Origin of the sequence: Pseudomonas sp. NBRC 111138, from assembly GCF_001320835.1 — a bacterium.
Lineage (GTDB): Bacteria > Pseudomonadota > Gammaproteobacteria > Pseudomonadales > Pseudomonadaceae > Aquipseudomonas > Aquipseudomonas paracarnis.
The window spans coordinates 1-13,162 of record NZ_BCBO01000070.1 but is presented as its reverse complement, the minus strand read 5'-3'; the positions used below and the strand labels follow the sequence as shown (position 1 = coordinate 13,162).

Here is a 13,162-nt window from a genome sequence, read left to right as displayed (position 1 = left end):
ATACACCGAGGTGTTTGCATCGCAGGCAAGCCAGCTCCCACAGGTGAACTCGACCGTTCTGCTAATCGGTGTCACATGCGCTTCATCCCGTCGTGCTTTAGTGGCCCTTTTGATACTCAAGAGGGCACCTGCATGAGCCACTTCGATCTCGGTCGCCGCCGTGTGATGCAAGCTGTGGGCGCTGGCCTGCTGTTGCCGGGCCTGGCGCCGGCGGTGATCGCTTCGGTGAAGGACCGACCGCAACTCACTGACGGCGTGCAATCGGGCGACCTGCAGGGCGATCGCGCAATGATCTGGAGCCGCAGTGACCGCCCGGCGAAGATGGTGGTGGAGTGGGATACCCGCAGCGTGTTCAGCAACCCGCGCCGATTCGTCTCGCCCCTGGCCGACAGCCGCACCGACTTTACCGCCCGTGTCGAGCTCACCGGGCTGCCGGTCGACCAGGCGATTTTCTACCGCGTGCATTTCGAAGACGCCCAGACCGGCATTGCCAGTGAACCCTGGTTCGGGCACCTGCGTAGCGTGCCGCAACAGCGGCGTGATATCCGTTTTGTGTGGAGCGGCGACACCGTCGGCCAAGGCTTCGGCATCAACCCGGACATCGGTGGCATGCGCATCTATGAAGCCATGCGCTTGCGTCTGCCGGACTTTTTTATCCACAGCGGCGACACCATCTATGCCGACGGCCCGGTCCCCGCGCAGCTCACCACTGAAGGCGGGCGCATCTGGCGCAACATTACCACTGAAGCCAAAAGCAAAGTCGCGGAAACCCTCGATGAATATCGCGGTAATTACCGCTACAACCTGCTGGATGAAAACGTGCGCCGCTTCAATGCCGAGGTACCGCAGATCTGGCAGTGGGACGATCACGAGGTGATCAACAACTGGTCATCGAGCAAGCAGTTGGATGAGCGTTACCAGACCCGCGACATCAATACCTTGGTGGGCCGTGCCCGCCAGGCCTGGCTGGAATATTCACCCATGCGCCGACAGAGCGCCGACGGTGGCGGGCGCATTTATCGCAAGCTCAGTTATGGGCCGCTGCTGGATGTGTTTGTGTTGGATATGCGCAGCTATCGTGGGCCGAATGACGACAACCTGGGCGCGGAAAAACCCTTCCTCGGGCGGGAACAGTTGGACTGGCTCAAACGCGGGCTCAAGGCCTCGCAAGCGCAGTGGAAGGTGGTCGCCGCCGACATGCCCATCGGTCTGGGCGTGCCCGACGGTGAAGTCAGCCCCGGCGTGGCGCGTTGGGAAGCGATCGCCAATGGCGACCCTGGCCCGGCGCAAGGGCGTGAGCTGGAGATCGCCGAACTGCTGGGGTTCCTGCATGAGCACAAGGTGCGCAACCACCTGTGGCTGACGGCCGATGTGCATTACTGTGCGGCGCATCACTATCATCCTGACCGCGCGGCGTTCCAGGATTTCGAGCCGTTCTGGGAGTTTGTGGCGGGGCCGTTGAATGCCGGGAGTTTCGGGCCCAACCCACTGGATAAAACCTTCGGCCCGCACGTGGTATTCCAGAAGGCGCCACCGGCACAGAACACCTCGCCGTTTGCGGGCTTTCAGTTTTTTGGTGAAGTGCAGATTGATGGGCAGACGGCGGAGTTGACGGTGATGCTGCGCGATCTCGATGGAGTCTCGGTGTTCGAGCAAAAGCTGCAACCGGCCTGATCGTTCCCACGCTCTGCGTGGGAACGCATCCTGTGACGCTCCGCGTCACGCCGTCAAGAGCGGACGCGGAGCGTCCAGGGCGGCATTCCTACGCGGAGCGTGGGAACGATCAAATATCAATAGACATCCCTGCGATAGCGACCCTGTTCGATCAGGCGCTCCAGCGCCTCATTGCCCAAGATGTCTTTCAGTGCCTGATCCACCCCCGTCGCCATCCCCTGCAAGCTGCCACACACATAAATCGCTGCGCCGTCCGCGAGCCATTTGCGCAGCACATCCGCTGACTCGCGCAGGCGATCCTGTACGTAGATCTTCTCCTCTTGATCGCGGGAAAATGCCAGGTCCAGCAGGGCCAGGTCTCCACTGGCGAGCCAGCCTTGCAGTTCGTCCTGGCACAGGTAGTCGTGGGCGATATTGCGCTCGCCGAACAGCAGCCAGTTTCGCTGCTGGCCGTCGGCAATGCGTGCTTTGAGCAAGCTGCGCAGGCCCGCAAGCCCGGTGCCGTTGCCCAGCAGAATCAGCGGCACAGGCGCGTCGGGCAAATGGAAGCCGCTGTTGCGCCGCAGACGCAGGCTGATGGCCGAGCCGAGGGCGGCGTGTTCAGTCAGCCAGCCGGAGCCAAGCCCCAGGCTGCCGTCGGGGTGGCGCTCCTGGCGCACAATCAGCTCCAGCACGCCGTCGCTGGCAATCGAGGCGATGGAGTATTCGCGCATGCCCAGGGGGACCAGCGCATCCACCAATGCCTGGGCGTGCAGGCCGACCAGGTGTGTGCGGTTTTCCGGCAGTTGGCGCGTGGCCAGGGCCTGATCAAGGGTGTGGGCGACGCCGTCGATCACCACACCGTCGCTGCCGACCAAGCCCAGGCCGGCCAGGAAGTGTTCGATGGCCCAGGGGCAATTGCGCGGCAGGACTTCCACCAGGTCGCCGGCCAGCCAGCTGTGCGCAGACGTGGATGTGAGGCCCAGCAGGTAGACGGGCGAGCCGACACTGTCGGGGTTGAGCAGGGTGCGTTGGCTCAGGGTCCAGTTTTCGTACTGGGCCGTCGGCCAGGCCGCTGCCGGCGCATGCCCGGTGAGCTGGCCCAGTTGCTGTTGCCAGGTCTGCAGCGCCAGTGTATCGCCGCTGTCGACTTCCACCGGGGCAAACAGCGGGGTGCCGCCCTGGTTGGTCAGCCAGAAATGCAGGCGCCGGGCAAAGCCGCAAAAATGTTCGTACTGCCGGTCACCCAGGGCCAGCACCGAGTAGTTCAAGTCTTTGAGGGATAGCGCCTGGCCGAGCACGCTACGCTCGAAACCTCGGGCGCTGTCGGGCGCTTCGCCGTCGCCAAAAGTACTGACCACGAACAGCGCGTTCTGCGATTGGCTGAGGTCGTCGCGGCTGACACTGCCCAGGGGCTGCACCTTCACCGCCAGGCCCGCAGCCTGCAGTTGCCCGGCCGTTTGCCAGGCCAGTTGTTCGGCAAAGCCGCTCTGGCTGGCGAAGCCGATCAGCCAGGCCGGGGCATCGCTGTGGTTATCTGTCAGGCCTTTGCGGGCATCGCGGACCTGGCGCTTTTTGCGGCGTCGGTCCAGGTACAGCAGCCAACCCGTGATGAAAAACAGCGGCATAAGCAGTGAGCTGACGGTGAGGACGATGCGCCCGACCAGGCCGAAATAGCTGCCGGTGTGCAGCGCATACACGCTCGTCAGCAACTGCGCCTTGAGGCTTTTGCTGGCGTAGCGCTCGTGAGATTTGACCTCGCCTGTGGCCGGGTCCAGGTTGATCTGGTTCAGCGCACGGTCATGGGGCGATGAAGTGAGCAGGTAATACACGGTGGCCGGTTGCCCGGCGACCGCGGGCATCCGAATGTTATAGGCGCTCAAGTCGGGGCCGGCGTTGCTGTAGATGCTGCTCCAGATCGCGTCGTAGTTGGCCACCGGAGCCGGGCCTGCGGGGGCTGGGCCGCGCTTGCGCATGCGCTCGTTCTGCGGCGCGTCGGACAGCAGTTTGGTCACGCCACGGTTGTACCAGTCGTACGACCAATACAGCCCGGTCAGCGCTGCCAACAGATAAAACAGCAGGCACCAGGTGCCGAATACCGAGTGCAGGTCCCAATTGAAGCTGCGGCCCTTTTTGCGCCAGTCCAGGGTCAGCCAGACACGCCAGCTTTTCACCTGGCGCGGCCAGCGCAGGTACAGGCCGGAGAGGCAAAAGAACAGCAGGATCAGGGTGCAGGCGCCGGTGATGTTGCGCCCGGTGTCGCCGATGGCGAGGAAGCGGTGCAGTTGCAGGATAAAACCGAACAGGTCCTGGCCGACCGCGTCGCCCAGGTAGTCGCCGGTGTACGGGTCAAAGTAGCGCATCTGGCCACGGCGCTCGCCAGGCGGCGGGGTGAAGGACACGCGGCCGGCGTTGCCGCTCTCGCTTTCTACCCACAGCATGGCCACGGTCTTGCCTTCGGCCGCTTCCAATTTGCGTACCAGCTCGGCGGGCGGCAGTACACCGGCCTCGCGTTTCTGCACGCTCAACACGGTGGGGTTGAGCGCCCGCAGGATCTCGTCCTGGAACGAGTACGCGGCCCCGGTGACCCCCATCAAGGCCAGCACCAGCCCGGCCGTGATGCCGAAGAACCAATGCAACTGGAACAGGGTTTTCTTCAACACGTCGGAGCGCCTCGCTTAGCTGGATATCTGATCACGGCGCGCATTATGCCGTGAGTTGCCGGGAAACACGCAAAAGCCCCACGCATCCGATGTGTGGGGCTCCTGGCTGAACCTTGACCGCTTTTAGAAGTGGAAGCTGGTGGTCAACAATGCCGTACGACCGGCCGCCTGGTTGGCGAAATGCGTGGAGAAGGCCTTGTCGTAGTAGGTCTTGTCGGTCAGGTTCTGCACGTTCAGTTGCAGGTCGACGTTCTTGGTCAGCTTGTAGCTGGCCATGGCGTCGTAGCGGGTGTAGGAGGGTACATACACCGTGTTGCCGACATCACCGTAAACCTCATCGACGTAGAAGGCGCCGCCGCCGACGGTCAGCTTGGGCGTGATGTCGTAGGTGGTCCACAGGCTGAAGGAGTTCTTCGGCGTGTTGGGCATTTGGTTGCCTTTGTTGGAGCCTGCACTGACTACGCCATTACGCCCGTTGAGGCCGGATTTGACCAGTTCGCTGTCCAGATAGCTGTATCCCGCAAACACCTGCCATTGATCGGTGATTTTGCCGCTGGCGGACAACTCGATGCCGTCGACCTGAGATTCCCCGGCGTTCTGGTAGGTGAGCGCATCCACCAGGATGCGGGTGTTTTTCTTCTCGGTGCGGAACACGGCTGCGGTCAGGGACAGGCGGTCGTGGAACAGGTCCCACTTGGTGCCCAGTTCGTAGTTGACGGTTTCTTCTGGCTGCAAGTCGCTGGTGGCGGCACCGGCAGACAGCGGGTTGCCGTCGGATCCTTCGCCTACCAGGCCACCGGCTGGCGTGGCCGATGTGGCGTAAGAGGCGTAGATGCTGGCGTTCTCCACCGGCTTCCACACCAGGCCGGCCTGCCAGTTGAAGAACTGGCTGTCGTCCTTGATCTTGGTGCGCCCGGCGACGGCGTTGGTGTTGGCTTCGGTGTCAAAGGTGTCGTAGCGCAACCCCACGTTCAGTAGCCATTTTGGATCGAGTTCGATGGTATCGAACACGTAGGCGGCGCGGCTGGTGGCCTTGGTGTTGGTACCGTTGTAGTTGCGCGCGATGCTGCCGTTCCAGGCGTCGTCGGGGTTCGGGTTGCTCAGTGAGGTGCACTGGCCGCCCAGGCTGCCCTTGGGCGTTGTGCACACCGGGTTGGCGTTAGGGCTGACGGTGTAGCCGCTGACACGGGTTTCTTCGCCGGTAAATTCCAGGCCGGTGGAGTAAGTGTGCTTGAAGCCCAAGGCCTGAAAGCTGCCAAACAGATCGGTCTGGTTGGTGGTTGTGGTCGTGGTGGAGACACGGCTGTTGGCGCGACGCCAGACAGTGCCGTAGCGGTTGACGTTGAACTTGCTGTCATCCGGCTGAGTAAGCACATAGTCCTGGCCGGTGCTGCCGTGGCGCAGGGTGTTCTTGAGCGTCATGTTGTCGTTCAAGTCGTGTTCGATGGAGAACGTGCTGATGTCCGCACGGGTCTTGCGGAAGTCACGGCTTTTCAAACCGTAGAAGTTGTTGCTGTCGCCGCCGTCGTTGGGTTTGTCATGCACGTGGGCTGTAGCGGTCGACGAACCGTAGCCGTAGGGAATCCCCGAATCCGGCAGGTCATCACTTTCCATATGGTAGTAGCTGAGGTTGACACGGGTCGGTGTGCCCAAGCCAAAAGTCAGCGACGGCGCAACGCCCCAACGGTCGTAATTCACCGCGTCGCGGCCGGCCACGTTTTGTTCATGGCTCATCAGGTTCAGGCGGAATGCCGCGCTGTCGTCCAGGAACTGGCGGTTCACGTCGAGCACGTAGCGGCGGGTCTGGTCGGAGCCGTAGGTAAAGCCGCCGTTGGTGAAGTCCCGCGCTTGTGGGGTCTTGCTCACCAGGTTGAGGCTGCCACCGGCTGAGCCACGGCCGCCGAACGAAGAGTTCGGGCCTTTGCTGACTTCGATGGACTCGATGTCGAAGATCTCGCGGCTCTGGCCACCGGTATCGCGTACGCCATCGAGGTAGGTATCGCCCTGGGCGTCGAAACCACGGATGAACGGGCGGTCGCCCTGAGGATTGCCACCTTCACCGGCGCCGAAGGTGATACCCGGTACGGTGCGCAACGCGTCCTGCAGCGAGGTGGCGGCGGTGTCCTTGAGTACTTGTTGCGGCACCACAGTGACCGAGCGCGGCGTGTCCACCAGCGGCGCGGTGTACTTCTGCGACGAGGCTTTCTCCACCTGGTAGGAGGTGTTGTCCTGCTCCTGGCCGGTGATGTTGGTGGCGCCGAGGGAGATAGGGTTGCGCTCGCCTGTTGGCTCGGTATTTTCAGCGGCCTGTGCCAGGTGGGCGGCGGAGCCGGCACTCAGGGCAACGCCAATGGCGGAGGCCAGCATGCGTGGCGAACGGGCCGGTATTTTTAGAATAGTGCGCGACATGACGTGTCCCTTCCCCAAGGATGTGAGGCCGCGGAATATAGGGCCAACAAGACTTTGTATCAATTGCGAGATATTGCTATTCGCATCAAATTTACATTCTTTACACTTTTTTGTTACGGATTTTGCGCTCTCGTTCGTCCCTGTATTTTACAGAGAGGATAAGAATCAATACCATTGACACCTCTCTGATCGCAGGTATTGCCCCATGTTGCTGCACATTCCCGGCCTGTTCTCTCGCGAGGAGGTGCTGCGCATTCGCCAGGCCCTGGAAGAGACCGAATGGGCTGACGGCAAAATCACCGCCGGTCACCAGTCGGCCAAGGCCAAGCACAACCTGCAATTGCCTGAAGGTCACCCGTTGGCCAAGGAAATTGGCGCAGCCATGCTGGAGCGGTTGTGGAGCAACCCGCTGTTTATGTCGGCCGCGCTGCCGCATAAAGTCTTCCCGCCACTGCTCAACTGCTACACCGCTGGCGGCAGTTTTGACTTTCATATCGACAATGCGGTGCGCCAGCCCAAAGGCAGCCACGAGCGCGTGCGCACCGACCTGTCGTCCACGCTGTTCTTCAGCGATCCCGACGAGTACGACGGCGGCGAACTGGAGATCCAGGACACCTTCGGCCTGCAGAGGGTCAAGCTACCCGCCGGCGACATGGTGCTGTACCCCGGCTCTAGCTTGCATAAAGTCAACGCGGTGACCCGTGGCTCGCGCTATGCCTCGTTCTTCTGGACCCAAAGCCTGGTGCGCGAAGACAGCCAGCGCACCTTGCTGTTCGAGATGGACGGCGCGATCCAGCAACTGACCCGCGACGTCCCCGACCACCCTGCGCTGATCCAGCTCACCGGCACCTACCACAACCTGTTGCGCCGCTGGGTCGAGGTCTGAGCATGGGTTTTTTATTGCGCCGCGAAGAAGTGCTCAATGTCGAACAATTGCAGAGCATGCTCGATGACTCCCCGGTGCGCGCCGCCCAGGCCATCCTGATCGCCGCCAAGGCCGGTGTGGTCGAGGCCCAGGCCCTGCTCGGGCAAATCTTGCTGGAAGGGCGCGGCATTGCCCGCGATGAGGCCCTGGCGCTGCGCTGGTTCCAGATTGCCGCGCAGGGCGGGCACCTGATGGCGCGCAATATGATCGGGCGTTGCCGGGAGCATGGTTGGGGCTGCGCTGTCGATGAAGCCGCCGCAGCACGGGAATATCGCCTGGCGGCACACGCCGGGTTGGATTGGGGGCAGTACAACTACGCCAACCTCTTGGCTACCGGCCGTGGCGTTGTTGAAGACCAGGCGCAAGCACTGGCGCTGTATCGCCAGGCTGCCGAACAGGGCCATGCCAAGTCGATGAACCTGCTCGGGCGTTACCTGGAAGACGGGCAGCATTGCCCCAAGGATGTTGAGGCGGCCGTTGAGTGGTACCGCCGCTCAGCCGAGGCAGGTGATTTTCGTGGGCAGTTCAGCCATGCGGCGGTGCTGGCCGACAGCGGCCAGATCGACGCGGCGCTGGAATGGTTGCACAAGGCGCTGGCAGGCGGGAATCTCAAGTTTCTGCAAACGGCACACAAGGCGCTGGCACGGGCGGATGACCCGCGAATTCGCGCCATGGCCGAGTTGTACCGGCAACGAGCTACGAGCTGATCGTTCCCACGCTCCGCGTGGGAATGCCGCCCTGGACGCTCCGCGTCCGCACTTGAGCGCGTAACGCAGAGCGTCACAGGAGGCGTTCCCACGCAGAGCGTGGGAACGATCGGGGGTGGGGTTAAACGTAGAAGGATTTCAGCGGCGGAAACCCATTGAACTCAACCGCGCTGTAGCTGGTGGTGTAGGCACCGGTCGACAACCAGTACAGACGATCACCAATGGCCAGGTTCAATGGCAGGCCGTACTTGTAGTTTTCGTACATGATGTCGGCGCTGTCGCAGGTCGGGCCAGCGATGACCACTTCTTCCATCTCGCCTTTCTTCTCGGTCCAGATCGGGAACTTGATGGCTTCGTCCATGGTTTCGATCAGGCCGGAGAACTTGCCCACATCCGTGTACACCCAGCGCTCGACGGCGGTACGGGACTTGCGCGCCACCAGCACCACTTCGCTGACCAGGATACCGGCGTTGGCGATCAACGAACGGCCTGGTTCCAGGATGATTTCCGGCAGGTCGTCCCCGAAGTCTTCCTTGAGGAAGCGGATGATTTCTTCAGCGTAGGTTTCCAGGCTGTTGGTGCGGGTGATGTAGTTGGCCGGGAAGCCGCCGCCCATGTTGATCAGCTTCAGGTGGATGCCGTCTTCTTCTTTGAGGCGTTCGAAGATCACCTTGACCTTGGCGATGGCCGCGTCCCACACGCTGATGTCGCGCTGTTGCGAGCCGACGTGGAACGAGATGCCGTAAGGCACCAGGCCCAGGTCGCGGGCGAGGATCAGCAGGTCCATGGCCATGTCGGTCTGGCAGCCGAATTTGCGCGACAACGGCCAGTCAGCAGTGGTCGAGCCTTCGGTGAGGATACGCACATACACTTTCGAACCCGGCGCGGCCTTGGCGATGTTGCGCAGGTCGGCTTCGGAGTCGGTAGAGAACAGGCGCACGCCCTTCTCATAGAAGTAGCGGATGTCCTTGGATTTCTTGATGGTGTTGCCGTAGCTGATACGGTCGGCGCTGACGCCACGGTCCATGACCTTGTCCAGCTCGTAGATCGAAGCGATGTCGAAGCTCGAACCCTTGTCTTTCAACAGGTCGATGATCTCGACGGCCGGGTTGGCCTTGACCGCGTAATACACCTTGGCGAATTCGAAACCGGCGCGCAGGTCATCGTAGGCCTGGCTGATCATCGCGGTGTCGATCACCACGAACGGGGTTTCTTGCTTGTCGGCGAACGCCTTCATTTTGTCAAAAGTGGCGCGCGCGAAATAATCTTCGACGTTGATCGACATGCTGGGGACTCCTAGGGGCAAACAGTAGTAATCAATGGGTGCAAATGAACGTCCTCCGTATCCCCACTTTGGTTCGCCTACTTCCCAAGGCATGTCGCCGAAAGCAAAAAGGCCATGGGGTAAGCTGCCCTTGGCCTTGCTGTCTCGTCGTCAGTACTTGAGCCGGATGGATCGTTTCCAGCATGGACGTTCGGCGCGAACTTTAGGGCTTGGCGGGCGTGGGATCAACTAAAAATGTCGCGTTTTTGCACGCGTTCGTCGCGCGGCCGCGTGAAGCTACTTATGTAACCGACCGGTGTGACGGATTGATGTTCCCCGGATGGGGCCAATCAGGTGGATTTGCGGTGTATTCATCGCAGGCAAGCCAGCTCCCACATTTGAACTGCATTCTTATGCTGGAATGCATTCCCCTGTGGGAGCTGGCTTGCCTGCGATAGCGATCTATCAAGCCAAAGCAGTTTCGGCAGGCGAGACAATGCTGGTCTTGCCGCCACGGGATTTACCGGAACTCAGGTACTCGGCAATCGACTCCTGGGTCACTTCACCCAGGAACACGCGCTCGGCATCCATCACCGGCAACCACGAACGGTTGAACTCGTACATGCGCGACAGCAGGATGCGTAAATGCTCGTCGTACGCCGCCGTGGCATTGAACTCGCGCAGGTACTGGCCGCAGGTGCCGGCCTGGCGGTGCAGGTCGCGACGGCGTACGTAGCCCAGCGCCTTGTTCTCCGAACAGGTGACCACCACATAGCGGCGGTCGTGCTCGTCCATCAATTCCAGCGCATCGGCCACGGGTGTTTCCGGGCTCACCGACGGGGCGTTGTCCGCCGCGTCTTCGGCTTTTACCAGCAGCAGGCGCTTGAGGGTGCTGTCCTGGCCTACGAAATTGCTGACGAACTCGTCGGCCGGGTGCGCCAGCAGCGTGTCCGGGTGGTCGATCTGCAGCAGCTTGCCGGCGCGGAAGATGGCGATCTTGTCACCCAGCTTGATGGCTTCGTCGATGTCATGGCTGACCATGATCACGGTCTTGTTCAGCGCGCGCTGCATCTCGAAGAATTCGTTCTGGATCATCTCGCGGTTGATCGGGTCGACCGCGCCGAACGGCTCGTCCATCAGTAGCAGCGGCGCATCCGCCGCCAGGGCGCGGATCACTCCGATGCGCTGTTGCTGCCCACCCGACAATTCACGCGGGTAGCGATGCAGGTACTGCTTGGGCTCCAGCTTGATCATGCTCATCAACTCGCGGGCGCGGTCGTGGCATTTCTGCTTGTCCCAGCCGAGCAGCTTGGGCACCACCACGATGTTCTCTTCGATGGTCATGTTGGGGAACAGGCCGATCTGCTGGATCACGTAGCCGATGTTGCGACGCAAGGTCACCTCGTCGAGGTCGGTGGTGTCTTCGCCGTTGATCAAAATCTTGCCCGAGGAGGGCTTGATCAGTCGGTTGATCATTTTCAGCGTAGTGCTCTTACCGCAGCCCGAGGGCCCCAGGAACACGCAAATCTCGCCTTCGTTGACGGTCAGGCTCACATCGTTGACGGCGGTGACCGTCTTGCCGTTGCTTTGAAAAGTCTTGGACAGGTTTTGAAGTTCGATCATTTGAGCAATCCTTTTGGAGTCAGCGAGCGTTGCAGCCATTGCAGAAGCAGGTCGGCGAAGATGGCCAGGAGACTGACCAGTACGGCGCCGACGATCAGCATCGACATATCGCTGCGGCTGATGGAAGCCAGAATAAGTACACCCAGGCCACCGGCACCGATGGTGGCGGCGATGGTCATCACACCGATATTCATCACCACGGCGGTACGCACGCCAGCGAGAATCACCGGCACCGCAATCGGCAGTTCGACCATGCGCAGGCGCTGGCCGAAGGTCATGCCGATGCCGCGTGCGGCTTCGCGAATGCCTGGCTCAACGCCGGTGAGGGCCAGGTAGGTGTTACGCATGATTGGCAGCAGGGAGTAAAGGAACACGGCGGTGATCGCCGGCATTGGCCCCAGGCCTTGGCCGAACTTGGAGTAGAACGGCAGCAGCAGGCCGAACAGCGCGATGGATGGCACGGTCAGCAACACTGTGGCGCTGGCTTGCAACGGGCCGGCCAGGGGCGGGAAGCGCGTCATCAGAATGCCCAAGGGCACGCCGATGAAGATCGCGAGGATCACGGCGATGCCGACCAGGGTGATGTGCTGCCAGGTCAGGTGCAGGACCTGGGCCCAATCAAGATGGGAAAAGGCGTTCAAAAATTCCATGTCTTCTCCTTTTTAGTTGATTGGATGTTGGCGCAGGAAATCGGCGGCAACGGCGGACGGGCTTTCATGGTCGACGTCGACCCGTGCGTTCAGTTGGCGCATGGTTTCATCGTCGAACAGGTTGGCCAAAGGCTTGAGTTCGGCGGCCAGCTGCGGGTGTTTGTCGAGGTATTCCTGGCGGATCACCGGGGCTGCGGTGTAATCCGGGAAGTAGTGCTTGTCGTCTTCGAGCAGCTTCAACTTAAAGGCGTTGAGGCGCCCGTCGGTGGTGTAGACCAGTCCGGCAAACACCTGGCCATTACGCAGGGCGGTGTAGACCAGGCCCGCGTCCATCTGCCGGATGTTGTTGCGCGTCAGGTTCATGTCGTACAGCTTGACCATGCCCGCCAGGCCGTCGGAGCGGTTGGCGAACTCGGTGTCCAGGGCGACCAGGCGGTGCTCTTTGGTGTCTTCGGCCATGGCTTTGGTGAGATCGCTGATGCTGTTGATCTCGGGATGTTCCTCAGCAACTTTCTCCGGCAGCGCCAGTGCGTAGGTGTTGCTGAAACGCGACGGCGACAGCCAGACCAAGCCTTTTTTCGCATCGAGTTCTTTGACCCGAGCGTAGGACTGTTCGCTGTCGAGTTTCTCGTCGATATGGTTGTAGGCCACCAGCGACACGCCGGTGTATTCCCAGATCAGGTCCAGTTGCCCGCTTTCCTGGGCGCTACGCGCCAGGTTGCTGCCCAGGCCGCCGGTCACACGGGCGTCGTAGCCCTTGGTGCGCAGGTACTGGGAGGTGATTTCGGCGAGCAGGGTCTGCTCGGTGAACACCCGGGCGCCAATGCGGATCACGGGTTTTTCAGCGGCTTGCGCAATACCTGCAAACAGCAGGGCGCAGCCTAATATCAAGCTCAGTTTTTTCATGTGATTTCCTTTACCGGGCCTTAAGACGGGCGCAACCCGCGTTCCAGCCAGAGGCGGCTGGCCATGGTCACCAGGCCATCAAGCAGCAATGCCAGCAGCGCGGTACACGCGGCGCCGAGCAACAGTTGCGGCTGGTTGTTCAGGGCGATGCCAGGGAAAATCAGGCTGCCCAGGCTGTTGGCGCCAATCAGGAACGCCAGCGGTGCGGTACCGACGTTGATCGCCAGGGCCACGCGTACACCGCCGATGATGATCGGCACGGCGTTGGGCAGCTCCACGCGAAACAGTACCTGGCGCGGGGTCATGCCGATGCCGGTGGCGGCTTCCTTGAGGGAGCCCTGAACGTTTTTCAGGCCTTCGTA

Annotated in this window: 10 protein-coding genes; 3 read left to right on the top strand and 7 right to left on the bottom strand. The window is 61.5% G+C overall.

Annotated elements, in window-relative coordinates:
* Positions 1–132: 132 nt before the first annotated feature.
* A complete protein-coding gene (locus tag APH41_RS13085; RefSeq protein WP_054919372.1) occupies positions 133–1,674 on the top strand; it encodes an alkaline phosphatase in 1,542 nt (513 codons plus the stop codon).
* A gap of 116 nt (positions 1,675–1,790) precedes the next feature.
* Here APH41_RS13085 and APH41_RS13080 read toward each other — a convergent pair whose 3' ends face one another.
* Together APH41_RS13080 and APH41_RS13075 are read right to left on the bottom strand one after the other, a co-directional pair.
* Positions 1,791–4,316: a sulfite reductase flavoprotein subunit alpha gene (locus APH41_RS13080; protein WP_054919370.1), complete on the bottom strand. Its 2,526-nt coding sequence runs from the start codon at positions 4,314–4,316 to the stop codon at positions 1,791–1,793.
* 123 nt (positions 4,317–4,439) lie between these two features.
* The gene (locus APH41_RS13075) at positions 4,440–6,725 is read right to left on the bottom strand and encodes a TonB-dependent siderophore receptor (RefSeq protein ID WP_054919367.1); all 2,286 of its coding nucleotides are present in this window, start codon (positions 6,723–6,725) and stop codon (positions 4,440–4,442) included.
* Between the two features lie 205 nt (positions 6,726–6,930).
* On the opposite strand from APH41_RS13075, the gene APH41_RS13070 reads away from it, so the two are divergent.
* Together APH41_RS13070 and APH41_RS13065 are read left to right on the top strand one after the other, a co-directional pair.
* Positions 6,931–7,611 (top strand): Fe2+-dependent dioxygenase, encoded by a 681-nt coding sequence (locus APH41_RS13070; protein ID WP_054919363.1) that lies wholly within the window; start codon positions 6,931–6,933, stop codon positions 7,609–7,611.
* Positions 7,612–7,613: 2 nt separating this feature from the next.
* Positions 7,614–8,357: a tetratricopeptide repeat protein gene (locus APH41_RS13065; RefSeq protein ID WP_054919361.1), complete on the top strand. Its 744-nt coding sequence runs from the start codon at positions 7,614–7,616 to the stop codon at positions 8,355–8,357.
* A gap of 121 nt (positions 8,358–8,478) precedes the next feature.
* On the opposite strand, the gene APH41_RS13060 is transcribed toward APH41_RS13065, so the two are convergent.
* The 5 genes from APH41_RS13060 to APH41_RS13040 form a co-directional block, all read right to left on the bottom strand.
* A complete protein-coding gene (locus tag APH41_RS13060; RefSeq protein WP_014716890.1) occupies positions 8,479–9,642 on the bottom strand; it encodes a type III PLP-dependent enzyme in 1,164 nt (387 codons plus the stop codon).
* A 444-nt stretch (positions 9,643–10,086) separates the two neighbouring features.
* A complete protein-coding gene (locus tag APH41_RS13055) occupies positions 10,087–11,244 on the bottom strand; it encodes a betaine/proline/choline family ABC transporter ATP-binding protein (RefSeq protein WP_014716891.1) in 1,158 nt (385 codons plus the stop codon).
* Positions 11,241–11,894 (bottom strand): ABC transporter permease, encoded by a 654-nt coding sequence (locus APH41_RS13050; RefSeq protein WP_054919358.1) that lies wholly within the window; start codon positions 11,892–11,894, stop codon positions 11,241–11,243. Before APH41_RS13050 ends, APH41_RS13055 begins: the two co-directional genes overlap by 4 nt.
* 12 nt (positions 11,895–11,906) lie before the next feature.
* Positions 11,907–12,800: a glycine betaine ABC transporter substrate-binding protein gene (locus tag APH41_RS13045; RefSeq protein ID WP_054919356.1), complete on the bottom strand. Its 894-nt coding sequence runs from the start codon at positions 12,798–12,800 to the stop codon at positions 11,907–11,909.
* 20 nt (positions 12,801–12,820) lie between these two features.
* Positions 12,821–13,162: ABC transporter permease (locus APH41_RS13040; RefSeq protein ID WP_156359050.1), on the bottom strand; the 342-nt coding region annotated here is incomplete at its 5' end.

Bases quoted from the DNA above. Each gene is read 5' to 3' on its own strand.
- APH41_RS13085 (WP_054919372.1), top strand. From the start codon at position 133: ATGAGCCACTTCGATCTCGGTCGCCGCCGTGTGATGCAAGCTGTGGGC.
- APH41_RS13075 (WP_054919367.1), bottom strand. From the start codon at position 6,725: ATGTCGCGCACTATTCTAAAAATACCGGCCCGTTCGCCACGCATGCTG.
- APH41_RS13070 (WP_054919363.1), top strand. From the start codon at position 6,931: ATGTTGCTGCACATTCCCGGCCTGTTCTCTCGCGAGGAGGTGCTGCGC.
- APH41_RS13065 (WP_054919361.1), top strand. From the start codon at position 7,614: ATGGGTTTTTTATTGCGCCGCGAAGAAGTGCTCAATGTCGAACAATTG.
- APH41_RS13060 (WP_014716890.1), bottom strand. From the start codon at position 9,642: ATGTCGATCAACGTCGAAGATTATTTCGCGCGCGCCACTTTTGACAAA.
- APH41_RS13055 (WP_014716891.1), bottom strand. From the start codon at position 11,244: ATGATCGAACTTCAAAACCTGTCCAAGACTTTTCAAAGCAACGGCAAG.
- APH41_RS13050 (WP_054919358.1), bottom strand. From the start codon at position 11,894: ATGGAATTTTTGAACGCCTTTTCCCATCTTGATTGGGCCCAGGTCCTG.
- APH41_RS13045 (WP_054919356.1), bottom strand. From the start codon at position 12,800: ATGAAAAAACTGAGCTTGATATTAGGCTGCGCCCTGCTGTTTGCAGGT.